This is a genomic window from Ruminococcus flavefaciens ATCC 19208, from assembly GCF_000518765.1.
Taxonomy (GTDB): Bacteria; Bacillota; Clostridia; order Oscillospirales; family Ruminococcaceae; genus Ruminococcus; species Ruminococcus flavefaciens.
The window spans coordinates 26,085-50,128 of sequence record NZ_JAEF01000006.1 but is presented as its reverse complement, the minus strand read 5'-3'; the positions used below and the strand labels follow the sequence as shown (position 1 = coordinate 50,128).

Here is a 24,044-nt window from a genome sequence, read left to right as displayed (position 1 = left end):
CCACTAAAAGCGTTAGCTTGGGTGGTGCATATTAATTTTATGATCGGATTATTTTTTAGGTATGTTTAAGGCTTGATTTTCAATTAAGAAAATTTTATATTCAGGCTCTTACTTATATTATAAATAATATTGGACATATCCGCAGAGGTTTGTTTCTCAGAACCGTTTTCATAATTTAAAACAGTGTTATAAATAAATCCATCCATTACAACTTCATGCTGACTGCTATTGTATTTTTTAATAATTGTGTCATAGTCCTGAGACATTATTTCCCGATAATCATGTTCTGATATCTCAATGACTGATGGTTCTGTATCACTATTTTCATTTTTATAATATACAAAGAATTTATCATTTTCCTGATAAACCTTCCAGATTCTGTGCACACCTGCATATCCGCCTGTTTCTGTAATACTGATTGATATAGGTATGTCTATTGAGTTGATAAGTGCCTTTCTCATATGGCAAAGATCAAATACATCTACCTTGTTATCCTCGTTGAAATCAGCCAATGACCAATCAGTGATCTTAATATCAGATGCACCTAAAAGCCACCTTTGCAGTAAAACAAGATCAGATATGCTGAATATCTTGTCATTGTTCAGATCTCCGAGAGGCGGTTTTGAGGTTTTGAAGATCATGTCCATTGCGTCGTTGTCGTAATATATTATCTCTGGCGGTTCTTCCGTAGTGATCTTAAAAAGGTCTGCCTTTTTATATGCCGCAGCAAGTGATGAAAGGTTGGGACAAAGATAGCCTTCCTGTAAAATGTTCTTATTCTTTGTCACAGTATAATTTGCAACATCTCCACTTAGACTCGAAAACAGTTCAGCCTTATAGATAATATCCGCATGGAACTTAAACGGATACGATTCAAGATATTTATCCGACATCAATTCACCTGTATCTTCATCAGTTACAGCAACTCTTGTCTGACCGTTAAGAAGGACAGCCTGTGCATCATCAAGTATAACGCAGTCTGCTGTCAGCGTATCTTTCAGGTCATCTTCAGAGAAAGGTGGTTCTAACTCCCATGTTTGATTTGGAATATACCCCCACTCTATCTTTGCATAACCGTCCTTGACAGCCTGATATACAGCAACACGATGAAGCTTGCCACCCTCAACAGGTTCTGCTGTTTCGTTGTTGCAGAATAATGATGCTTTTAGTTTGAAATTATCGGAATAGTTGTTTGACTTTTCCTGCCATGTAAAAGGAGTACCTGCATTTGAATCCATGCAGAACACAACAAAGTTATCTCTGACAGAGACCACCCCGTATTTTTCAACGTAGTCCTTGTACTCGGGCTCACAGTCGGGAAGCCAGCCGTAAATATCTGTTTCTATGGTAGTATATTTAGCTATTCCTTTGAAAGAATAATGTCCGACAGAATGTGGATGAGCGGTATCTATGCTTGAGTTTATTGCTTTGTCGATAAATTCCACTTCAAATTCAGCTGCGGGTATTGATGTAATTGCCGCAACGACATACACTGTATTATCTTCAAGATCATTCTCATTAAAGTAGTAATTTAATTTCGCTGATCCTCTGACTCCATTTGTTGCATTGAATAAAAATCTGTTTTCAAAATAATTGACATCAGGGTCAGGTGCGTCATACTCAATTTCAAAAACGACACATACAGCTCCGTCCACAATATGTGTAGCTCCGTAGTTGTTACGGAATTCACGTGCAGACTCAAAATCACTCGGTATCCAAGCCGTTTGAGACGGCTGTACACTTTGAACTTCCGCATATGCGACCGAAGTATTAAAAAAAAGTCATTCCATTCAAGGATACGGGAAAAATTGTCGTTGAAGCTGCCATAACAGCAGCTGCGAGTTTCTTTAACATTATAATATCACCTGCCATTTCTGAAATTTGCAGCATATAACTGCTTGCTTTAATTATACAACAATATATCTATAAAATCAATAGAAATATATATTATTTTGTCAAATGTGCTTTTCTCTTTAACATATACTACTTCTGAAATCAGAAAAAATGAACGTGTATTAGAATTGATTTCTGATATGTAAATCAAAAACCACCCTCTAACGGGTGGTTTTTATCAGTTTAATTGTAACATGCATAGCCGATGGTAAAGAATTAGAACAAAGCGCTTGCAATGATAACGATTTAAAAGCTTGGAGCTTACTTTAGTAGTGTTTTGATTTATGAACCTGTCCCGTTATATTTAAGTGCACCGTGCATCCATATCTTATAACTTACCCAGAAGAAGAAAGCTCCGATAAAAGGCGAGAGCCATGACAGCAGAGGGACTTCATCAGGCCGCAGTATCACAAGGCTTGGGTAGTAGGCTATAAAAGCTATCGGCATCAGGAATGTGAATATAAACTTGAAAACAGGACTGAATATCGTCACAGGATATTTAGCATAATCCTTGAAACGTGTCACAAGGTCGAGGACATAGAATGAATTCATTATCCAGAAGCAGGTAGCTGCTGCAGCGTTCTGCATCGCTATCATAACAAGTGAAGCTGTCAGCAGGAATACTGTCATTTTCAGAAGTATTAGCGGAGTAAAGCCGAGACCTATCTTTACCCATGAATATATAAGAGTACCTATTCCGAAAGCAAGCTGTCCCAGTCCCTTGATGTCAAATACTTCCGACTGATAATAGAAGAATATGTTTATTGGACGGAAGCAGTATTTTATGAAATCGCCTGAATATACAGCCATTCTGAGACTCCAGTTGTTATCAAACAGACACTGTACAGGTGTTATTGCCACAAGGGAGAAGCCGTAAAGGAACAGCATCTCATAGTAGCCCCAGCCGTTTATTGACGGAAAGCTGCGGAACAGTATCCAGAAGCTTACAAAGCCTGCGATATTTGTGAATATCATTCCGATGGTTGAAATGATGAAATCGGCACGGTAGCTCATTTTACTTTTCAGATCCTGAGCCAGTATCTTGAAGTATATTCTGAGATAAAATTTTAAACCTCTTTTTTCCATATGGTCAGCCTCCGTTCACCGTGATCTGCCGCAGTGATACCTTCCAGAACAGCTTGCTGATGATCAGCATTGCAATACACCATATCAGCTGAGTGCCAATGGTAGTTATGATCTCCTTCGGTTCGGGAGAAGCGTTCAGCAGTATGGAAAGAGGAGCGTTATATATCGACTGGAACGGCAGATAGTATGTTATCCTGCGTAGTGTTTCGGGGAAGAACGCAAGGGGGATAGTTGCTCCCGAAAGAAGCAGGACTATGACCTGTTTCATTATGTTTATTCCCCATATTGACTCTGTATAGACACAAATTGTGCCGACAATGAAGTTAATGCTATAGTTGAGTGATATGGCTATTATTACGGATATTACGAAAAACAGCAGGTTAAGTCCGAGGTGTATAGCTCCGTGAGTAACAACTGCAACAACTATGAATGTGGGCAGGAACGTAAAGAAGAAATTGGTAACAAATTGTCCTGAATACGTCCAGAACAGGTAGTTCCTGTACTCCATAGGCTTGAGAAGCTCAAGAACTATTTTTCCTGACTGTATGCCGCGTCCCATTTCCCATACTGTGTACATCTCCATAAAGTTAAAAAGCGCAGTTGCAAGCACAAGATATATGAGTGTATCCGAAAAAGTCATACCGTTGACGGTCTCGCTTCCCGAAGAAGCGTATATTGCTTTCCATAGGTAGTACACGACTATAAGATACAGAAGATTGCCGACAGCCATAACGAATGTGCCAAGTCTGAATTGCAGGGACTCCATTATTCCTGCCTTTGTAAGGGTGAGATATTTTTTCAGCTTCATACAACACCCTCCTCGTATATCTTTTTTATGACCTCCTCCGTGGATATTTCTTCCAGCTGCATATCCTTTATCTTATACGACCTCTGAAGCTGTCCGAGAACGTCTATGACCTTGGACTTTTCCTCGTCCACAAGAACTGATATCCACTCTTCATCGGCAGTTACGGAAAAGTAGGGAAGCTCCTCTTTAATGCTGTCAGCTTGAGCCGAAAGATCTCCGTCTGTACGTATTTTCAGTGTACGGTATGAGCCGAAGAAGCTTTTCAGATGCTCAATATCATTATCGTACAGCATCTTGCCCTTGTCGATAATGACTATACGCTGACACAGCGCGTCAACGTCACCCATATCGTGAGTGGTAAGTATTACGGTAGTATTTTTTTCCTTATTGAGAGCGTGGATAAGCTTTCGTATCTTTGATTTCATGGATACATCAAGACCGATTGTCGGCTCGTCGAGAAATACTATTTTAGGGTCGTGCAGGAATGCGGCAAGTATATCGCTGAGGGTTCGCTGTCCGAGAGACATCTGACGGACTGGCTTGTGCAGCAGAGGCTCTATATCCACAAGAGACTTGTAAAGCTTGATCATTCCGTTATATTTTTCGTTGCTTATCTGGTATATATCTTTCAGTATCTTGAATGACTCCACAAGAGGCAGTGCCCACCAAAGCTGAGAACGCTGTCCGAATACAACGCCTATTTCCTGTGCGTTTTTTGCACGGTTTGTATACGGGACTATCCCATTTGTAAGAATTTCGCCAGAAGTAGGCTCAAGAACTCCTGTCATCATTTTTATAGTTGTTGATTTCCCCGCACCGTTAGGACCGAGATATCCGACTATCTCTCCCTGTCCGATCGCCATTGTTATATTGTCTACAGCACGGACGGTCTTGTAATTCCTTGAAAACAGATCCTTTATACTGCCTTTAAGACCTTCGCGGCGGTTAAGTACCTTGAATTCCTTTGTTACATTTTTGATCTCTATTATATTTCCCATCTTGTTTCACCTCTGTAATGTTGACGTATGTTCTTTTGTGTGATATTATTATATTACGGTCAGTAATACCGTGTCAATCGTAATCTTGCAGATTAGTATAACAAAAAGGAAAAACAGCAGTATGAGAATAAGAAACTGGTATGATTTGGAAGTTAACAGCGACAGAAGCGAAAAGGTAAGGTACAGCTGTGCTGATGTGCCATATGGATTCTTTAAAGGACGGCACAGTGCGTATGCAAACAATTCTATGCCTGCTCACTGGCATGAGGATATAGAAATACTTGTCCCTGCTATGGGGGAAATAGTCTATAACATAAACGGAAGGCTTGTGAAGGTGGGCACAGGTGAGGGGATAATCATAAATTCACGCAGGATACATTCTTCACAGACTGAAGATTTGCGCGAATGTTATTATTACGTGCTTATATTTCACCCGATGCTGCTGTGTATTTCAAAAGAAGTGGAGCATCAGCTGGTACAGCCCTTTCTGACTTCGTCATTTGATTATATACTTTTGCAGAAGGGGATACAATGGCACGAGAATATACTTAACTGGTTCTCGATGATCGAGAGAAAACGTAATGATAGATCATCTAAATCGGCTATAGCAGGGCTTATCAATCTGATCTGGAGCGAGGTCGCGGAGAATGTTACTCCCGACGAAAAAGCACAGACCGAACGTTCTCAGCTGACAGCTATGAAAGCCATGATAGCCTATATCGACTCACACTATGCTGAAAAAATAACTCTTGAGGATATAGCAGCGGCAGGCTTTGTATCAAAACGAACCTGCGGAAATATGTTTGAGCGATTCCTGTTTACACCGCCCATGAAGTATCTCAATGAATACCGCCTGAAAAGAAGCATAGAGCTTCTTCGCGGCACAAATATGACTATCACTGATATCGGTCTTGTATGCGGCTTTTCGGGAGCAAGTTATTATGCGGAATCCTTCCGCAGAGAGCTTGGTATAAGTCCAAGCGAGTACCGCAGGAGTCTCGGCGATAAGTGCTGCGAGCAGGCTGTGCTGAAGCTTTCGGATACGCTTACTCTTCCATAAGATAAAGTAAATACGGCAGAAAAAAGAAAATTACTGCAATTAGGAATTTATGATAGTGATTCAATTAATTTTGCCGTTTTTTTGCAATATAAATAGTTGTCTTAACATACAAATAAAAGGTTTATGCTTTGTATGAAATGCCAATTATTTACCGAAATTTGTAAATTTTTATAGTTTTTTATTGAAGAAATTGTGTAAAAGTGGTAAAATTTATATAAGTTTAATGAAGTTTATTCTGAATGCGTAGTTTTTACAAACAAGGGGGGGAAGCTATGGATTTCCAGACAATTGTTGATGGCATATGCAAAGCTGCCTGTATTGTATCTGTTGAAAAGATTGATGATGACAGTTACGGAAAAATACGTATAGTAACGGGAAACCGCGCTTATATAGATACTATTGAAAAGCCTGTGGGTATGGAAATGATGACGAATAAATTCATACCTGACCGTGAATATACCAACTACGTACCGAAAGATCTGAATTTTGAGGAAGCCTGTTATGAGGCTGCTGTAAAAAAGAAGTGCGTTAATTCTTATGCGCGACCTGCAAGGTATGAAGTTTGGTTCAATATGTCGTTTATACCGTTGTCACAGGATAAAGGCAATATATGTTATTGTCTCTATATCGTTGAGGTAAACCTGAAACCCGATGCCAAAAGGATGTCCACAGTTTCGGCGGATATAGCGTCTTATGTCCTTGAGACCTGTATCAAGCTTCAGAATCCCGACGACTTCAAGGAAGTCATGAAAGAAATTTGTGCAGACGTTCGTGATCTTTGCGATTCCGAGCACTGCTGTATCCTGCTTATGGATACCGAAAAACGTAAATGCTCTGTGCTTTGTGAAGCTTTTTCAAAGGATACGGATCTTCTTCCTATGGATAAATATGTAGATGACGCCTTTTATGATATTGCTTATTCATGGCTGGACACTATCGGCGGAAGCAACTGCCTTATCGTAAAAAACGATCATGATATGGATCTGATAAAGGAACGCAATCCTATATGGCATAATTCTATTACAAGTGCAGGCGGCAGAACTATCGTATTATTTCCGCTGATGTTCAAAGATGAATTGTTAGGCTTTATGTGGGCGATTAATTTCAGCGATGATAAGGCACTTATGATAAAAGAGACCCTTGAGCTTACATCGTTTATCCTTGCGTCTGAGCTATACAGCTACAGAATGGTCGAACATCTCAAATATATGAGCTATACTGATGCATTGACCAAGCTGCCTAACCGTTTCGCAAGTTCGGATTACGTTGCAGACCTTATCAAACGTAATGAAAAGTTTACTGTAGTATCTATCGACCTTAATAATTTTAAAAGCGTAAATGATACTTTGGGTTTTAAGGCTGGAAATAAGGTGCTGATCGAAATTTCCAAGCGCTGGAAATCGGTTTCGGAAAGAGAATGTTCTGAGTGCAGGGAATATATCACCCGTATTAACGGTGACGAGTTTTTGCTTATTATTTCCGGATACAGCAATGATAACGAGCAGCGAAGTGCTGTTTCACGGTACGCAGATGTGCTCACTGATCATCTTACTGTAGACGGATGTGACCTGTACATAACTGCAAGCTTTGGATATGCAGAGTATCCCACAGATGCAGATACAGCCGACTCACTTATATCTCACGCTAATCTGGCTATGAATGAGATAAAAAAAGCAAAAAGCAGCGATCATATCATGAAGTATACTCATGATATCCGCAAGAATGAACGTACACTTGAATTAGAGAATATAATAAGAAAAGCTCTGAAAAAGGAGACGATATACTACAATTTACAGCCGCAGTATGATATGGAGCATAAACTCCGCGGCTTTGAAGCTCTTGCCCGTATGAAGGATTCAGATGGGAATTTTGTTTCTCCGGGCGAGTTTATTCCCGTAGCCGAAAAGGTGGGGCTTATTGACAAGGTTGACAGCATGGTCTTTAAAAAAGCAACAGTTTTCTTCAGCGGTCTTATCAAAAAAACTGGACTTGATCTGACTCTTAGCCTTAATGCTTCGGCAAGACATCTGATGAAAAACGGCTTTGTCGAAGAGATACATGATCTTATCGAAAACAGCGATATAACTCCTGATCAGCTGGAGATCGAAATAACAGAGTCAATACTGATCGACTCTGCGGACAAGGCGCTGCAGTGTATAAATGCGCTCAGAGATATGGGCGTAAAACTTGCTATAGATGATTTCGGTACAGGGTATTCATCACTCAGCTATCTTAATAAGATACCTGCCAATCTTCTGAAAATAGACAAGTCGTTTATAGACAAGATCAATGCGAACGAATCATCAAAGCAGTATGTTGCCGCTATTATTTCAATGGGACATATCATGGGACTTGATGTTATTTCAGAAGGTGTTGAGGAAGAGGAGCAGCTTGAAGCTCTGCGAAGTATAGGCTGCGACTATGTTCAGGGTTATATCTGGGGACGTCCGATGTCGTCAGAGGACGCAGAGAAATTGGTTACTGGAATTATATAATATGAAAAATCTTTAATGATACAAATATCTTAATAAAATTATCCCCCTTACCAGTTAATTATACTTGGTGAGGGGGACTTGTTATTCAAAGCGTGAATCAGTGATCGGCAGATTCTGCTAAACAGTTGAATTTTCACTGATATTGTGATAAAATTAATATAAATGCAGTATACAAAAAATGTCGGAATAAACGAAATACTAAGATATATTACAGCACGTTGTACAAAAATCAATGTTTTGAAATTTTTTTCAGAAAAAAGCGCGTAGTTTTTCTTTCTGATAACGTCTAATAAATGAAGGCACAGGAAATGCTTTCAGAAAGGAGTTTGTCAATGGATAACGGTGCAAGTAGCTACCGCCGTTTTCGTGACAATGGTGATGTACAAGGATTAGATGAGATAATAATAGAATACAGCGATGGTCTGATACTTTACCTGACAAGCATAGTCGGGAATGTTCAGAAAGCCGAAGAGATCACCGAAGATACTTTTGTTCTGCTTGGTACAAAAAAGCCGAAATTCAAGGGGAAAAGTTCGTTCAAGACATGGCTCTATGCTATCGGCAGAAATCTTGCGGTAGATCATATTCGCAAGGATTCAAGGAAGAACTGTATTTCTATTGAAGATACACCTGAAATGATAGATGATGAAACTGCTGTTGAAGAGGCTTATATCAAGAAAGAACAGCAGATAATGATTCATAAGGCAATGCGAAAACTCCAACCGAAATATCAGCAGGTGTTATGGCTCATTTATTTTGAGGGATTTAGTAATAAAGAAGCGGCAAAGATAATGAAAAAGAGTCTTCGCAGCTTGGAATCCATGCTATATCGTGCTCGAAAGTCACTCAGATCACAGCTTGAAACGGAGGGTTTTGAATATGTTGAAACATGAAGAGATGATCGAGAATGTACACCGCCGCATAGCTCAATATGAGGAGGAGAAAAAAATGAAACATTCTAAATTTAAAAATATTTTTTCTGCTAAAGAATCAACAGATAAAAATAATGAAGAATATACAGAGGTCGTAAGCGGTATAGAAACTGTAAACTCCTCAAATCGAATGGTTCGCATTGTAAGTACTATGGCAGCAAGTGCCATACTTATTACAGGCTTGGGTGCTACAGGCTATCTTATACACAAGAATAAGTCAAATACTTCAGGACTTCCCGAAGATATGGTTGCCGTAACTCAATCTAATGAAGCATCAGAGATAGCTGATTCCGGTGCAGTATCACCATTTGTAGATTTCAAGCAGGTATATTTCTATATATACGTTATAAACGACTATGATTTTGTTGAGTATTCAGATGCGACCTTTGACAAGCTTGCAGTATTTCTGAATAACTTTAACTGGGGCGAGGGCAGAGAAATTGCTGAGGAAGATATTCCTGATTTCGATAATTATGAAGGCAATGGTTATGATATCGTTTGGCGAAAAGGTGATCTATGGTTTTATGTTTATGTTACAGAGGAAGGAAAAGCATATTATTTAACGGAAAAATGCACTCCTGACGGAAACTGTTATGAATATCCTATCATCGCAAGTTCAGTCTTTAATATTGATTATGCGACCTTTGATAAGGGCATACAGGATATCTGGAGCAGTGATGTACCCGATACAGGTGAATATCTCTCTAAAAGAGATAAAATGTATCTCTCTCAGGGAGATTTCGAGAATGGTATGGTTGAATACCATGAGGGCTTCGATTCCGAAGAGGTAATTCCTGTGGACCACAAGTCATTCAAGGCGCTTCAGGGCTTCCTCAGAGATGATTTCCTTGATATGCTGCAAAATGAAAAGGCTATGGACTATGACAGTGATAATCTTCTCTATACTGTTGCCTGCTATTATAAGACAAGCAGCACAACTACCCGAAGACTAACATACTATATCAGCAGCAACGGTGTTGCAAACCTCTGTGAATATGAATTGACCGACTATGATGATATTCCTACAGGCTGTGAAAACTACTATATCGACATAGAAGAATTTGAGTCTGTTCTCAGCGACATTTTAAGCGGTAAGTACGATGATAAGTATTCATTCGAGGTCAAGACAACGACAACAGCTGTAACTACATCTTCAACTACGACTGAAACTCCTACAGTTACCACGACTGAACAGGAGAACGCTCCTGAGGAAGAACCGGAAGATGAACCTGTAGAAAAAGAGCCGACTGAAGAAGATATCTTCAGAGAGTATTATTATGCAGGTGTTGACGGTTGGGAAGACACCGATCGTTCTTGGAGCGCATTGGATGAAAATGGAAATATGGTCGATTACAAGGACGTAGTCAGCTTTATGTTCCATAGAGCTGATGTGTATTTTCCATCTGACAGGGTACTTGGTCCGATTGCCGACGAAGAGGATGCCATCGCAAAAGGCAGAGAGATACTTCTCAGGCTCAATGGACAGGAATACGTCGATAGCCATGATAAAGAATATACTGTATGGCATGATGGCACAAAGATAATCAGAGACAACCCTTGTTATTTAGCAACCTATAATGAGGAATATGACATTTGGGATTTCCGTCCTACGTTATTCTCAGGCACATCAGAAGATGGAAAATATCATACAGCAACGCCCGGCAGTGTCCCGCACTTCTATTTTCGCGGCAGTGACGGTAAGGTATTAGCTTGTTATCACTGAGTTACTTTGAATGATTATGTGTATGCAGAAAGTTAAGAAATAAATAATCCCCCTCATCATCAGAAGTAATACTTCGTTTGGTGAGGGGGATATTTTTGCATATGAAAGGATTTGAAAACAGATCAGATTTGTTTTAATGCTATCTTGTACCTGTATTAATGTTTTTCCTGAAATTTATATAGACAGCAAAACACAAAATGATTTGCAAGATCGTTGAACACGGAGTTGCAAGTCCAATCTTGAATAATGAACCTCCGCCGAAATGCTGCATAAGGAATGCAACAGGAATTCTGACAAGAAAAGCTCCGCATATACCCTGTATCATTACGAACTTGGTTTTCTCTATACCGTTATAGAAGCCAACGAAGCAGAAAAGGAAGCAGGTGAAAAGGCAGTCTATAGCATAGGCTTTCAGGTAATCCCACGCAGCTGCAACTGTATCAGGCTTATTAGAGAATATTCCCGAAAGCATATCTCCGTGGAAGAAAGCAATAATGAACATAACAATGCCGAATAAGAGCGATACTCCAATACCGCTTTTAAGTGCTTTTACGGCGCGGTCTTTATGACCTGCACCATAGTTCTGAGCTACAAAGGCAGCCATTGACTGCATGAATGCCGCAGGCACAAGCATGATGAAAGCGCATACCTTATTGGCAACGCCAACTCCTGCTGAGGCAGTAACACCGATCTGATTTACAATTGCAAGTATTACAAGGAATGATATGCCCACAAGAAAATCCTGCAATGCGATAGGTGTTCCGATCCTGAGGATATTTTTAGCGTAACTTTTTTCAAGTTTCAGATTGGACTTGTGAAGCTCAAATGGAAGCTTTGTTTTTCTGATAATGAATAAAGATATGATAACACTTACAAGCTGTGCTATTACAGTGGCAAGAGCAGCACCGGTTGCTCCGAGGTGAAATACTGCAACAAAAAGAAGATCACCGACAATATTAAGTATGCAGGCAATGCCGACTGCAATCAGCGGTGTTTTTGAATCGCCTAGTCCTCGGAAAATACTTCCAAGCAGATTGTAGGCGGTAATAACAAGAAAACCTCCTCCGCAGACGCGGATATAGTTTTGCGTAAGGTTAAAGGCTTCTTCCGGAGCGTGCATAATTGCTGCCAGTACGCCCGAGCCGAAAAAACATATCACAGTAAATATTATACCTGTAATGGCAAATATAATAAGACCTGTTCCTATTGTCTGAGCTGCTTCTTCGGGACGTTTCTGTCCGATACGCTGCGCAACTGCTACGGTTATGCCCATTGAAAAGCTGACTATAAGGTTAGTGAGCGTATGTAGTATCTGTGAGCCTGTAGAAACGGCAGATACATCAGCATCTTTTCCGAACTGACCTACCACAAGCAGATCAACAGCGCCGTACATAGCCTGCAAGAACATAGCAAACAGTACGGGGAGCATAAATTTAAGAAGCTTTGGAAGAATAGCTCCTTCGGTAAAGTTGTTGTTTTTCATCTGTATACCTCCACAAAAAAGCCGGATAAAACAACAGGCATTTCAGCTTGCGGTCTTATCCGGCATTACATTTCTATAAAATGTTTTGCCTTGCTTAACAGTTTCGAATTATATCATAATTCAGAAAAAATGTCAAGTTATATATGGTGAAATTCTCAAATGTGCAGGTATTGAATGTATGTATTGTATAGAGAGCGGCGTTAAATACATTGTATTTCCTCTATTATGAATTGCAGATACTAACAATTTGTAATATTATGCAAAAAAATTCACATGAAATTACAATCGTTACGGATTATGATGTAAAGCACATACATATTTAAAGAATATTATGTGCAATTAAAGTATTTTATTATTGTTATAATATTTTATTATGTTAAATGTATCGTTTTGTCCACCTTTTATTAATTTTTTGCGTTGACGAATTATTAAAAAAGCAATAAAATATAAATAGCTCCAAAATTTGGGATATTAAAATGGAGCAATTCGATTTTCAGGAGGATGTTTAATGAATCTGACAAAAAAAATCAAGACTGTTCTATCAACAGTTCTGGCGGGAGCGGTACTGGCAAGTACTTCATCAGTATTCCCGTCTTCAGCACCACTTGTAGCAGACGCAGCAAGTGCGTGTAACATCAACACCAACAAGGAATACCAGACTATCCGCGGTTTTGGTGGCATGAACCACCCGGAGTGGCAGAGCTACAACGCTCAGAACGGCGCTCCCGGAGACATGACAGAAGCACAGGTGCAGACAGCTTTCGGCAACGGTGAAAATGAGCTTGGACTTACTATCCTGCGTATCTTTGTAAGTGACGATAAGAACGCATGGAAGAATGCCATTCCGACAGCTCAGAGAGCTCAGAAGCTTGGCGCAACTGTATTTGCTACACCGTGGAATCCGCCTTCCTCAATGAGACAAAACGGAAGCGGCGGTCCGACAGGCGGACAGTACGTTCTTAAACAGGGCATGGAAGCACAGTATGCTCAGCATCTTAATGACTTCATCAAATACTGTGACAGCCAGGGCGTACACCTTAACTCTATCTCAGTTCAGAACGAGCCTGACTACTCATCAGAGTGGACATACTGGTCACCAGATCGCTGTGCTACTTTCCTTGCTAACTATGGTAAGGCAGTAACAGCAGGTACAACCACAAAGATGATGTCACCTGAAACATTCCAGTACGGAAAGAGCTATTATAATGCTATCCTTAACAATGCAAAGGCAATGGCTAACTGTGATATGTTCGGTACACATTTCTACGGTACTCAGCGCAGCCAGATGGATTTCCCCGCACTTGAAACCTGCGGAAAAGAGATCTGGATGACAGAGGTATACGTTCCGAACAGCGATAACAATTCCGCTGACCGCTGGCCTGAGGGCGTAAAGGTCGCAGAGAATATCCATAACGCTCTTGTTGTCGGAAACATGAACGCTTACGTATGGTGGTATATCCGCCGTCAGTACAGCCCTATGTGGGATACAGGCAAGATCTCAAAGAGAGGTTATGCTATGGCTCAGTTCTCAAAGTGGGTACGTCCGGGCGATGTCCGTATCGATGCTACAGAGCAGCCTGACAGCAATATCCTCGTATCAGCTTACAAGCACAGTGATACACAGATTTCTATCGTTGCTATAAATAAGGGCAGTAACGAGATCAACCAGTCTTTCAATATCAGCGGCAGAACTATCACAAATGTTGACCGCTACAGAACATCTGGAAGTGAAAATATTGCAAAGACACTTAATATGAATGCAAGCGGCTCTTCATTCAATGCTCAGCTCCCTGCAAACAGCGTTTCAACATTCGTTGTAAGCCTTGTAAGCGACGGCAAGGGCTTTGAGGGCGGCAAGGATCCTGTACCTCCTGAGCCAATTGAGCCTGATGCAAACGGTTACTACTATCATGATACATTCGAGGACGACAGCAACGGCTGGGAAGGCAGAGGCGGTGCAGCTGTTACTACAGGCGGTACAGCTTATGCAGGCAGCAAGGCTCTCACAGTATCAGGCAGAACCAGTGCATGGCACGGTGCTATGAAGTCTCTTGATTCATTGACATTCAAGGGCGGTCAGGAGTACAGCTTCAGCGTAGCAGCTTCAGGTTCGGGAAAGCTTATGCTGTCACTCCAGTATACAGACTCTTCAAACGAGACAAAGTATGATCATATCGCTGACGGTGAGTCCTCAGGCGGATATGTACAGCTCTCAAATACAAACTACAAGCTCCCTGAGGGTTCAGGATATATCCTCTATGTTGAAACAGAGGAAGGCACAGACGATTTCAGCATCGACGAAGCTATCGTTGCAAAAGCAGGCGTTCAGATAGACGGTCCTAAGCCTGTTGTTACAACTACGACTACAACTACTGTAACAACAACCACTACTACGACTACAACAGCTGCTCCTGTTGTTACACAGGATCCTAAGGCAGCACTTGAAGCAAAGGTTTCAAAGTGGGGCGACGCAAACTGTGACGGAACAATTGATATGAGCGACGTAGTTCTTATCATGCAGTCACTTGCAAATCCGGATAAATATGCACTTTCAGAAAAGGCAGCTGCAAACGCTGACGTAAACCAGGCAGGCGGCGGTATTACAACAAACGACGCTCTGACACTCCAGAAATATCTCTTAGGTCTTGTTAATACATTGCCTGAGAGCTGGGCCAGTAGTGTGACGAATTCTTCTGTAGTAACAACTACAACAAAACAGCAGACAGCAGCTGCTACCACAACGACTAACGCTCCTGCTGCAGAAAAGGTATACTTCAAGAGCGCATTCGATTCAAGCACAGACAGCTGGACTGCAAGAGGAAACGCTTCAATTGCTGCAAGCAGTGACAGCTATTACTCAGGTAAGGCACTTTACATTTCAGGCAGAACAGCTGCATGGAACGGTGCAGCTTATACTCTCGGTTCTGACTTCAAGGTCGGCGAGAAATACAGCTTCAGTGCTGCTGTACTCCAGCAGTCGGGCAAGGACGTAAAGTTCCAGCTCTCACTCCAGCAGGGTGAAGGCGACTCTGCAACTTATACTGCAATCGCATCGGAAACCTGTAAGAACGGCGAGTGGACAAAGCTCGAAAATACTGAATTTACTATCCCGAATAATTCAGGCGATATGATCCTCTATGTAGAAACTATGGATGGCTCAGGCGATACTATGGACTTCTATCTTGACGAGGTACTTGCTGCAACAGCTGGAACAAAGTCTACAGTTGTAACAGGTCAGGGGCATGTCGGTGAAGTAAAGACTCCCGAACCGGGTAAAGTAGATACTTCAAAGAAGCTCTGCGCTATCTCATTCGATGACGGTGCAGTCGGCAATGCATCAACAGATACCTCAATGAGGATACTTAACGCACTCATTAAGAACAATATGACAGCTACATTCTTCTATGTTGGCGACTGGACAACAACAAACGGCGACAACGAAGAAGTCAAGTACGCTTACAAGAACGGCATGGAAGTGGCTAATCACTCCAAGTCGCATCCTTCACTGGGCTCCCTCAGTTCATCTGAGGTACGCAGCCAGTGGGAGCAGTGCAACAGCAAGCTCAAGAGCATCATCGGCACTGAGCCCTCACATCTTATGAGACTTCCTTACCTTGACGGCGGCGGACAGGTCAAGTCTGCACTTTATGATATACCGCTTATCAGCTGTGCTATTGATACAGGCGACTGGAACAATGCTTCGAAGGATCAGATCGTAAACAAGATCAAGCAGGCTGCTCAGGACGGTTCACTTGAAGGTGCTATTGTACTTTGTCACGAGACTTATGCTACAACAGCAGCAGCTATGGAAGAGGTTCTTCCTTGGCTTGCACAGAATGGTTATCAGAATGTAAATATTTCAGATATGGCAAAGGCACACGGCAAGACACTTGCTGGCGGTCAGATCCATACACGCGCTTAAAAATTGCCAGAGGCTCCGACAGTATTGTCGGAGCTTTTCTGCATATGTAAGGCATGCTTTTGTTATCTTTTTATCAATTTCTATATTTTATCCACTTAATCCTAAAAATTGTGGGTTGAAATTGGTGAAATTACATGTTAATATAATGTTGTATATGTATCGTAACTGATTACAGATATGATCTGTAGTCACAACAAAAAAAGGGATATTAAAAAAAGGAGAATTGGAATGAGGAAGATTTTTTCAGCAATTACTGCGGCTGCATTGACAGCCGTAACTCTCTGCGCATCAGTACCTGCTGTTACGCAGGCAGAAAATCCTATCGTACAGACATCATTCACACCTGACCCTGCTCCCGTGGTATTCGGCGATGAGTTGTATGTATTTACAGGCTGTGACCGTGAGGGCAACAACGACTTCTACTACATGACAGGCTGGCAGTGCTTCTCAACAAAGGATATGAAGAACTGGACAGACCACGGCAGAATACTTGAGGATACGTCATTCTCATGGTGTAACGCAAATGACGCATGGGCTTCACAGTGTATCGAGCGCAACGGCAAGTATTATTTCTATTTCACCACCACCAATAAGGGCGGCGGCGGAAGAGCTATCGGTGTTGCAGTGGCAGATTCACCCGAAGGACCATACAGTGACCCCAACGGCAAGCCGCTTTGCGGTCCTAACTGGGATTACATCGACCCGACTGTTATAATAGATGATGACGGTCAGGCTTGGCTCATGTTCGGAAACCCGAAATGCTATTATGTAAAACTGAAAGAAGATATGGTAACTCTGGACGGTCCGATCCAGCAGTTTGACATGAACGCACAGCAGTTCGGCTCCAGCAACAAGGGCACTACCTACGGGGAAGGTCCGTGGATATACAAGCACAATAACCTTTACTATCTTGTTTGGGCATCGTTTGTTGACGGCTTCGGCGGTGAAAGCCAGTGCTATGCAACAGGTCCCTCTGTCACAGGCCCGTGGACATACCGCGGAGTTTTACAGCAGGGTTCAAACTGCTTCACCACACACGGCGGTATAATTGATTATAAAGACCACTCTTACTTCTTCTATCACAAGAGCGGAATTCCCGGCGGCGGCTCATATAACCGAAGCGCTTCCTGTGAGGAGTTTACATACAACGCAGACGGCACTATCCCCGTTATGAAGCTTACCACCACCGGTCCCGACCAGCTTGAGCCTCTTAATCCGTTTGAGAGAGTAGAGGCTGAAACTATCTGCTGGAGTGAAGGTATCAAGACCGAAAAAGACTCTTCCAACTCTGTTAATATAGGAAGCATCAAAAAAGGTGCTTATATCAAGGTCGCAGGAGTTGACTTCGGTGAAGGTGCAGATAAATTCACGGCTTGTGTTGCTTCTGCTGAAAACGGCGGAAACATCGAGCTTCACCTTGACAGCAAGACAGGTCCTATTGTGGGTAACCTTAAGGTCGGCGGTACAGGAGGCTGGCAGAACTGGGAAGAGGTGTCCTGCGATGTAGCAGGTGCTGACGGTGAGCACGACCTCTACCTTGTATTCAACGGCGGGGACGGATATCTTATGAACGTTGACTGGTGGAAGTTTGACGGAGCAGGTTCAAGCTCTACAGATACAGACCAGACATATATATTCAAGAACACCTTCGAGGGCAAGCTTGACGGATGCTCAGACAGAGGCGGTGCAACAGTTGCTTTAAGCACTGATGAAGCATATGAGGGCGATAGCTCTGTATACTGCTCAGACCGTTCAGCTTCATGGAAGGGCGTCGGAAAGAACCTTAATTACAAGTTCAAAGCAGGTGAGAACTACAGCTTCTCTGCTATTGTAAAGTATAAAGAAGGCGCTCCTACAACCAAATTCCACCTTACTCTCCAGTATACAGGCTCAGACGGTGAGACTCACTACGATAAGATTGACACTAAGGACGTTGCAAAGGGTGAGTGGGCACAGCTTGCAAATACAAGCTACAAGATACCAGAGGGTGCCAAGAGCCTTCTCATATATGTGGAGACTGAGGGCGACTCTGACGATGATACACCTGCTACAAACTTCTATGTTGATAATTTCTTTGCAGCTGTAGACGGTACAGTTATAGCTGGACCGGAGACTGTAGTCACACCTCCGACCACCGAACCTCCTGTACAGGACCTGAAGGAGATACTTAATTCAAAGGTAACAATATGGGGCGATGCTAACGCTGACGGCGATGTGGATATGGGCGACGTAGTTCTTATAATGCAGTCACTTGCTAACCCTGATAAGTACAAGCTTACAGAGCCCGGAATTTACAATGCAGACGTAAGCGAAGCAGGCGGCGGTATCACAGCAAACGATGCTCTTTCTATTCAGAAGTACCTCCTGACAATGCTTACACAGCTCCCCGAGAGCTATTCAGATAATATTAAGACAGTTACTGCACCTGCAACAACTACCACAACAAAGGTCACTACAACAACTACTACTTCAACAACGACCACAACTACTGCTTCAATAGCTTCACACCTTTCAATGAAGGATTTCACAGCTAAGGTGCAGGCAAATATAGTTGAAAAAGAGCCTGATTCGGCAAATCAGTCCAAGAATGGCGTAACCTACGGTGAGATACAGAAGAAGACGTATTATTCAAATACCTGTAAGAGAAACAAGAAGTACAATGTACTTCTGCCTCCAAACTACGATCCAAACAAGAAATACCCTGTAATGTATATACTTCACGGCTACTATGAGAATCCTGACAGAATGCTCACAACAGGCAACGCTGAGATGCATACCCGCGAGATGCTGGGCAATGCTATTGCTGAGGGTGCGGCAAAGGAAATGATCTGCGTATTCCCTGATGTATACTCAAGCGCTACTCAGGATGCAGTTACAGGTATGGATGACAATAACAACAGAGCTTACGATAACTTCATCAATCAGCTCAAGAACGATCTTATGCCTGAGATTGAGAAGAACTACAGCGTTCTGACGGGCAAGGATAATACCGCTATCACAGGCTTCTCAATGGGCGGACGCGAGTCACTCCTCATCGGAATGCAGATGTCTGATAAGATCGGCTATATCGGTGCTATATGCCCCGCTCCCGGAGTTACAGGTTCATTCAAGTGGGACAGCAGCAATGAGCCTTACTTCCTGATGATAACTGCAGGAAGCAATGACCAGACTGTTGGCGACAATCCCAGAAGCTATCACAATAGCTTTGAGAAGAACGGCGTTCCTCATATCTGGCATTATGTAAATGGCGGTTATCACGGTGATAACTGTATCAGAGCTCATCTCTACAACTTCTTCCGCATAGCTTTCCAGAACTAAATTTAAACATTAACAAATATAATATAAAGATCAACACGGCTTCTGAGTTTTGCTCAGCAGCCGTGTTATTTTTAACAATATGTAAAATAATCGTTTCAAAATATAGTAAACTAATTGTAATGATTGACACGCAGAAAAATATGTGATATAATTATATTAGTTTAAAGATGTCGATAATTTTAAGACGATTTAGACAAATGCCAATAGGGGGATGACGTAATATGCAGACAATAAATGATTTTACATTTGATCAGGCGTTAGAATACTATGGAAATTCTGTCAGCGCACTGGTCATTGCCGATGAGAAAGCCGATACATACCGTGCACTGGTTAGAAGAGGAGTCTTTCAGGACGTTCTTTCAGAAAGTGGCACTTACACAGAAATGGTGCACAGGCTATGGTTCCATCGTTATGATGACGGCAGAAAGATAACAGATACCTATAATGTGTTTATTCCGAATATGAGTAAATTCAACGGTAAATACAGCAAGCGCATAAAGCTGCTGGTGGACGATATACCTCATTCTGTTCAGATGTCTATCCTGCCTGTCGATGACAGCGGACGTTATCTTTTCCTTCTTGATGAGCTTGATGCAAGTCTGCATGAAGAGGAAGCAGAGACCGAAAATAAGGTAAGTTCTATACAGAATAATATCTATGTATTTACAATGGCTTTCGATCTGACCAGTGATACTACGAGCAGTGTAGCTTTGACCGAGATATCTGATGAACCGCTTAATTATCAGCTGAAGTATTCGGAATGGCGAAATACTATTGTTAATATGATCCCAGAGGACGAACAGAAGCTGTTCCTGAAGCGCTCCGATCCTGACTATCTGCGTTCACATTTCAAACCGGGAGATGTTGACTCGTTTGATATACAGATGGTCAATCTTGATGGTATCTATCAGTGGGTAAAGCTTATTTTCAGCCGTATGGATACTACAAACGAAAACGATTACCGTTTCGTTTACATGGTACAGAATATTCACGAAGCTACTATCAGCATGAAGGCAACGCTGAAGCATTACGAGGAGCTTGCTTCTACAGATACTCTGACGGCGGTATTCAACCACGGTCGTATCGAGACTGAGCTGCGTAATGCAATAGAGCAGCATAAGAAGGATAATTTGCCGGCAGGTCTGATGATACTCGATATAGATCATTTTAAGACTGTCAACGATCGTTACGGTCATGCTGTTGGCGATAAGACATTGTCTCATCTGGCAGAGGTCGTTAAAAATGCGCTTGCAGGCAAAAATGCTGCTGTCGGACGCTGGGGCGGCGAGGAGTTTGCGGTTGTCATCTACAGCGAGGATAAAGATTCGCTTATGAATACTGCTGAAATGCTTCGCAGCAGTATAGAAGCTGCATCATTTGATGTGGTTGGTTCTATCACATGCAGTATCGGTGCAGCTGAGCTTTGTACAGACGATCTGCCCGAGCCGTGGTTCGCACGTGCTGATAAGGCTTTGTATACTGCGAAATCCACAGGCAGAAACAAGGTATGCTACGAATAATATAAATGAAAAGCGGCGAATTTTTTCGCTGCTTTTTCTATTTCACAAATTTATCACATAAATTAACTTCAATTCCACATTTTGTGCCGGAGATTCCACTTTTACTCCATTTATCTTACAAAATACTCCTGTATAATACAGACATAGAAACAAAAATCACCCACAATCGTATTAAAAGGAGAGTTATTATGAAAAAGATATATATGTATTCATTTATGGCAGCAATGCTTGCAGCAGCAGTAACAGGCTGCGGAAGCAACAACGATACAGAGAGCAGTGTTTCGGCTGATAAAAAGGTCAGGACATCTGTTGTATCAGAAGAAAAGGATACAGCTACTGTGGAGCAGCTTTCAAACATTGAAGAGGTAACTTATACCAAGCGTGAGCTCGAACAGACAGCAGATACAAGTGAAGCCGAGAATATCAGTGTATCAGATGGCAAGACAATCGACATCACTGAAGAAGGTATATATACTATAAGCGGAACTGCCGAGAACTGCACCATAAGAGTTGAAGCAGATGAAAATGCAAAGGTTCAGCTGGTCCTTGACGGAGTGAGCATCACAAACAGCGATTTTTCTGCAATATATGTTGTCTCAGCAGACAAGGTATTCATTACAACTACAGACAGTGAGAACACACTTACAGTCAGCGGACAGTTCACATCAGACGGCGATGCAAACACAGATGCGGTGATCTACTCAAAGGACGATCTTGTACTTAACGGCACAGGTATACTCAATGTTACTTCATATTACGGCAACGGCATCACTTCAAAGGACGATATGAAGATAACAGGCGGTACATACAATGTGAAATCCGCACTGGACGCATTTGAAGCAAATGATTCTATCTCTGTAAGTGACGGAACATTCAATATTACAACCAATAAGGACGGTTTCCACTGCGAGAACGACGAAACTGAGGGGACTATCACAATATCAGGCGGCACATTCAGCATAAACGGCAAGAGTGACGGCATTCAGGCTTGCGCACTGCTCCAGATAGATGGCGGTACATTCGATATCACAGCATCTGAAGGAATTGAGGCTACATACGTTCTTATCAATGACGGTGATATCAGCATTTATGCGACTGATGATGGAATAAACGCTTCCGCAAATACAAATGCATACGAAACAGCTATCGAGATAAATGGCGGAAACATCAATGTCGAGGTAGGTCAGGGCGACACAGACGGTATTGATTCTAACGGTTCTATATACGTAAACGGCGGCACTATCAATGTTACAGCTCAGATGTCATCATTCGATTATGACAGAACAGCTGAATTCAACGGTGGTACTATAATCGTCAACGGTGAAGAAGTTTCCGAGATACCTCAGAGCATGATGGGCGGCGGTATGCACGGCGAAATGAATGGCGGCATGGGCGGCGAAATGAACGGAGGAGAAAGAGGCTTCGGCGGCGGACGCGGCGGCAGATTCTGACAGCAGCATGAACACAGGCAGTCTTACAGCAAATGAACTATAGACTAAGCATCGTTAAGGGGTGAGCGCTATGAAAAAGAAACTATCACCGATACAGATAGTAAGGGCGGTCATACAGCTTATTGCATTCGTTACTGTACCTGCTCTGTTTATAACAGTTTTCTCAGCCACAGGCAGTATAATAATTTCCATAATAGGCAGTACTTTCGTATTAACCGATTATCTCGGCAGTTTGTTACTCGTGCTCGGAGTATTTCTCGTCACCATTATATTCGGACGCTATTTCTGCGGTTTTATCTGTTCATTCGGTGCGATGCAGGACTTGCTGTATGCTTTCGGTAAATTGATACCATTCAAGGTAAAGATACCCGAAAAAGCAGATAAATACATAAAATTCCTGAAATATGCAGTGCTTGCATTTGTTGCAGTAGGCGTGTGGGGCTTCTCGGTCACTGGCAGCGTTGTCTGGAGTCCGTGGACGGTATTCGGCATATATACGTCACTAGACGCATGGAGCAGTCTTGAATATTTTCTCACTCTCGGCGGAGTGCTTCTGTTGCTCATAATCATAGGCTCACTTTTCATAGAGAGATTTTTCTGCAAATACCTTTGTCCACTTGGTGCTATCTTCTCACTTTTGTCAAGGACAAGGCTTTATCCGATAAAGCGCAGGTCAGAGGAATGCGGAAACTGCAAGCTCTGTACTTCAAAATGTTCGATGTCCATACCGCTTTACAAGTATGATGAGGTTTCATCGGGAGAATGTATCAACTGCATGAAGTGTACAGAGATTTGTCAGAAGGAAAGGATATCGGCATATACTCTTCCTGCTATATCGGGTACGCTTGCAGTTACTATAATCGCAGGTCTGTACTATGCGGGAATGTTTACCAATACCCAGTCCGATGCTGAGAGCAGCAATAAAAATGCAGCTTCGGTCACTCAGTCCGAAGAATCAGGAATTTACAAGGACGGTACTTATTCGGGAACAGGAAAAGGCTTTCGAGGCAGTACAAAGGTGACAGTCACTGTTGAAAATGGAAATATCTCGGATATTACAGTTGATTCGTTCAAGGACGATGATGAGTTTTTCAGCCGTGCCGAAAACGGTGTTATCCCGGCAGTTATCAGTTCTCAGAGTACAGATGTTGACGCTGTAAGCGGCGCAACGTTCAGCAGCAATGGCATAAAGGAAGCTGTTGCTGACGCTCTCGGTATAGAGTTTACAAATCCTAATGATACAGCAGAACAAGGTCATGGCGGAAGACACTCCCGCTGATAAAACGAAAATGCTCCTTTTTCCTTTACAAAGGAGCATTTTTAGTGTATAATATTTACAATAACAATTAGGAGGT

Annotated in this window: 14 protein-coding genes; 9 read left to right on the top strand and 5 right to left on the bottom strand. The window is 42.1% G+C overall.

Features of this window, described 5'->3' with window-relative positions; all coding sequences use genetic code 11:
• Window positions 1-83: 83 nt before the first annotated feature.
• The 4 genes from L870_RS0100165 to L870_RS0100145 form a co-directional block, all read right to left on the bottom strand.
• A complete protein-coding gene (locus tag L870_RS0100165; protein ID WP_028516384.1) occupies window positions 84-1,655 on the bottom strand; it encodes a dockerin type I repeat-containing protein in 1,572 nt (523 codons plus the stop codon).
• Between the two features lie 520 nt (window positions 1,656-2,175).
• On the bottom strand, window positions 2,176-2,979 hold the full coding sequence (locus tag L870_RS0100155; protein ID WP_028516383.1) for an ABC transporter permease: 804 nt from the start codon (window positions 2,977-2,979) through the stop codon (window positions 2,176-2,178).
• A 4-nt stretch (window positions 2,980-2,983) separates the two neighbouring features.
• Window positions 2,984-3,787 (bottom strand): ABC transporter permease, encoded by an 804-nt coding sequence (locus L870_RS0100150; RefSeq protein WP_028516382.1) that lies wholly within the window; start codon window positions 3,785-3,787, stop codon window positions 2,984-2,986.
• Window positions 3,784-4,785: an ABC transporter ATP-binding protein gene (locus L870_RS0100145; RefSeq protein WP_028516381.1), complete on the bottom strand. Its 1,002-nt coding sequence runs from the start codon at window positions 4,783-4,785 to the stop codon at window positions 3,784-3,786. The genes L870_RS0100150 and L870_RS0100145 overlap by 4 nt, the downstream gene beginning before the upstream one ends.
• 121 nt (window positions 4,786-4,906) lie before the next feature.
• On the opposite strand from L870_RS0100145, the gene L870_RS18150 reads away from it, so the two are divergent.
• The 4 genes from L870_RS18150 to L870_RS0100125 all read left to right on the top strand — a co-directional run bounded on the left by L870_RS18150 (window position 4,907) and on the right by L870_RS0100125 (window position 10,995).
• Window positions 4,907-5,845, top strand: coding sequence for a helix-turn-helix transcriptional regulator (locus tag L870_RS18150; protein ID WP_028516380.1), 939 nt, complete (start codon window positions 4,907-4,909; stop codon window positions 5,843-5,845).
• A 272-nt stretch (window positions 5,846-6,117) separates the two neighbouring features.
• Complete coding sequence (locus L870_RS18145; protein ID WP_051411269.1) at window positions 6,118-8,340, top strand: putative bifunctional diguanylate cyclase/phosphodiesterase; 2,223 nt, start codon at window positions 6,118-6,120, stop codon at window positions 8,338-8,340.
• Between the two features lie 332 nt (window positions 8,341-8,672).
• Entirely contained in the window at window positions 8,673-9,233 is a 561-nt protein-coding gene (locus L870_RS0100130; RefSeq protein WP_028516379.1) for an RNA polymerase sigma factor, read from the top strand.
• Between the two features lie 55 nt (window positions 9,234-9,288).
• Entirely contained in the window at window positions 9,289-10,995 is a 1,707-nt protein-coding gene (locus tag L870_RS0100125) for a hypothetical protein (RefSeq protein ID WP_155250119.1), read from the top strand.
• A gap of 139 nt (window positions 10,996-11,134) precedes the next feature.
• On the opposite strand, the gene L870_RS0100120 is transcribed toward L870_RS0100125, so the two are convergent.
• A complete protein-coding gene (locus tag L870_RS0100120; RefSeq protein ID WP_028516377.1) occupies window positions 11,135-12,478 on the bottom strand; it encodes an MATE family efflux transporter in 1,344 nt (447 codons plus the stop codon).
• A 508-nt stretch (window positions 12,479-12,986) separates the two neighbouring features.
• Between L870_RS0100120 and L870_RS18825 the strand changes: the two genes are divergently transcribed.
• The 5 genes from L870_RS18825 to L870_RS16135 all read left to right on the top strand — a co-directional run bounded on the left by L870_RS18825 (window position 12,987) and on the right by L870_RS16135 (window position 23,968).
• Window positions 12,987-16,400: a carbohydrate binding domain-containing protein gene (locus tag L870_RS18825; RefSeq protein WP_080676298.1), complete on the top strand. Its 3,414-nt coding sequence runs from the start codon at window positions 12,987-12,989 to the stop codon at window positions 16,398-16,400.
• 228 nt (window positions 16,401-16,628) lie between these two features.
• Window positions 16,629-19,718 (top strand): family 43 glycosylhydrolase, encoded by a 3,090-nt coding sequence (locus tag L870_RS18820; protein WP_080676297.1) that lies wholly within the window; start codon window positions 16,629-16,631, stop codon window positions 19,716-19,718.
• A gap of 221 nt (window positions 19,719-19,939) precedes the next feature.
• Window positions 19,940-21,238, top strand: a complete 1,299-nt coding sequence (locus L870_RS0100105) for a GGDEF domain-containing protein (protein ID WP_028516376.1) — start codon at window positions 19,940-19,942, stop codon at window positions 21,236-21,238.
• Window positions 21,239-21,426: 188 nt separating this feature from the next.
• Complete coding sequence (locus L870_RS0100100; protein WP_028516375.1) at window positions 21,427-22,689, top strand: carbohydrate-binding domain-containing protein; 1,263 nt, start codon at window positions 21,427-21,429, stop codon at window positions 22,687-22,689.
• Window positions 22,690-22,759: 70 nt separating this feature from the next.
• Window positions 22,760-23,968 (top strand): 4Fe-4S binding protein, encoded by a 1,209-nt coding sequence (locus tag L870_RS16135; protein WP_051411267.1) that lies wholly within the window; start codon window positions 22,760-22,762, stop codon window positions 23,966-23,968.
• The last annotated feature ends 76 nt before the right edge of the window (window positions 23,969-24,044 follow it).

Excerpts from the sequence above, each read along its gene's own strand:
- L870_RS0100155 (WP_028516383.1), bottom strand. The coding sequence starts at position 2,979 with ATGGAAAAAAGAGGTTTAAAATTTTATCTCAGAATATACTTCAAGATA.
- L870_RS0100150 (WP_028516382.1), bottom strand. The coding sequence starts at position 3,787 with ATGAAGCTGAAAAAATATCTCACCCTTACAAAGGCAGGAATAATGGAG.
- L870_RS0100145 (WP_028516381.1), bottom strand. The coding sequence starts at position 4,785 with ATGGGAAATATAATAGAGATCAAAAATGTAACAAAGGAATTCAAGGTA.
- L870_RS18150 (WP_028516380.1), top strand. The coding sequence starts at position 4,907 with ATGAGAATAAGAAACTGGTATGATTTGGAAGTTAACAGCGACAGAAGC.
- L870_RS18145 (WP_051411269.1), top strand. The coding sequence starts at position 6,118 with ATGGATTTCCAGACAATTGTTGATGGCATATGCAAAGCTGCCTGTATT.
- L870_RS0100130 (WP_028516379.1), top strand. The coding sequence starts at position 8,673 with ATGGATAACGGTGCAAGTAGCTACCGCCGTTTTCGTGACAATGGTGAT.
- L870_RS0100125 (WP_155250119.1), top strand. The coding sequence starts at position 9,289 with ATGAAACATTCTAAATTTAAAAATATTTTTTCTGCTAAAGAATCAACA.
- L870_RS0100120 (WP_028516377.1), bottom strand. The coding sequence starts at position 12,478 with ATGAAAAACAACAACTTTACCGAAGGAGCTATTCTTCCAAAGCTTCTT.
- L870_RS18825 (WP_080676298.1), top strand. The coding sequence starts at position 12,987 with ATGAATCTGACAAAAAAAATCAAGACTGTTCTATCAACAGTTCTGGCG.
- L870_RS18820 (WP_080676297.1), top strand. The coding sequence starts at position 16,629 with ATGAGGAAGATTTTTTCAGCAATTACTGCGGCTGCATTGACAGCCGTA.
- L870_RS0100105 (WP_028516376.1), top strand. The coding sequence starts at position 19,940 with ATGCAGACAATAAATGATTTTACATTTGATCAGGCGTTAGAATACTAT.
- L870_RS0100100 (WP_028516375.1), top strand. The coding sequence starts at position 21,427 with ATGAAAAAGATATATATGTATTCATTTATGGCAGCAATGCTTGCAGCA.
- L870_RS16135 (WP_051411267.1), top strand. The coding sequence starts at position 22,760 with ATGAAAAAGAAACTATCACCGATACAGATAGTAAGGGCGGTCATACAG.